This is a genomic window from Streptomyces sp. SID3212 (assembly GCF_009865405.1).
Taxonomy (GTDB): Bacteria; Actinomycetota; Actinomycetes; order Streptomycetales; family Streptomycetaceae; genus Streptomyces.
Map to the genome: position 1 here is coordinate 1 of NZ_WWJY01000317.1, position 1,266 is coordinate 1,266.

Sequence of the window (1,266 nt, forward strand, 5' to 3'; positions counted from 1 at the left end):
GGTCGCGTGCTCCAGCATGAGGACCGACTTGATCAGGGCGGCCACGCCCGCCGCGGCGTCCAGGTGTCCCACGTTGGACTTCACCGAGCCGATGCCGATCCGGCCGGTGCCCAGGGCCCCCTTGAACGCGGCGGTCGCCGCGGCCGCCTCGACGCGGTCGCCGAGCGCGGTGGCCGTGCCGTGCGCTTCCAGGTACTGGGCGTCGGCGGGGTCGAGTCCGGCGGCGGCCCAGGCCTCCACGATCGCGGCGGTCTGCTGGTCGACGCCGGGCGCGGTGAACCCGACCTTGGTGGCACCGTCGTTGGTGACGGCGCTGCCCCGGACGACCGCTCTGATCGGGTCGTTGTCGGCGAGCGCGTCGGACAGCCGCCGCAGCACGACCACGCCGACCCCGTTGCCGGGTACGGTGCCGCCGGCCCGCTCGTCGAAGGGGCGGCAGCGGCCGTCGGGCGAGAAGATCCCGCCCTGGGTGTGGACGTACCCGCGTTTGCGCACCGTGTCCACGGCGACGCCGCCGGCCAGCGCCGTGTCGCACTCGCCGAGCAGCAGCGACTGCACCGCGAGGTGGACGGCGGTCAGCGAGGTCGAGCAGGCCGTCTGGACGGTCAGGCTCGGGCCCTCCAGACCGAGGCGGTAGGAGATCCACGGGGCGAGGAACTCGCGGTCGGTGAGGATGCGGACCTGGAGCGCCCCGATCGACGCGGCGAGCCGGGGGTCGGTCGCGGCGGCCAGCATGTGCTCGGTGGAGCCGCCGCCGACGTACACGCCGGTGCGCGCGGATCCGCCGCGCGGGTCGCGTCCCGCGTCCTCCAGGGCGGCCCAGGCCGTCTGGAGGAGCAGCCGGTGCTGGGGGTCGAGGGCCGTCGCCTCGGTGCGGTTGAAGCCGAACAGTTCGGCGTCGAAGCGGTCCGCGTCCGGCAGATACCCCTTGGCCGGTACGTAGTCGCGGCTTCCGACCTCCTGGGCGTCGGCCCCGTCGGCGAGGAGTTCCTCCTCGGTGAAGTCGGTCACCGAGCAGACCCCGCCGAGGAGGTTGCTCCAGTAGGCGTCCAGGTCGGGGGCACCGGGGAAGCGCCCGCTCATCCCGACGACGGCGATCGCGGACTCGGCCGGGGTGGTGTCGGTGGCTGCTGCCTTCTCGGTCATCGTGTGGAGCCTTTCCGTGAGCTGAGTCGGTGGGCGGCGGCGGTGCGGCGTGCGTGCCGGTCGACGCCGCGCGCGGCGGCCGTCTCGGCGGGGTGTGCGGGGGCGGGGGTCGGACCGGCG

1 protein-coding gene is annotated in these 1,266 nt (G+C 74.8%); it reads right to left on the minus strand.

What is annotated here, in order from left to right:
- Positions 1-1,146 (minus strand): polyketide synthase (locus GT042_RS09640; protein ID WP_161308294.1); only part of this gene is annotated, 1,146 nt, incomplete at its 3' end.
- Positions 1,147-1,266 lie beyond the last annotated feature (120 nt).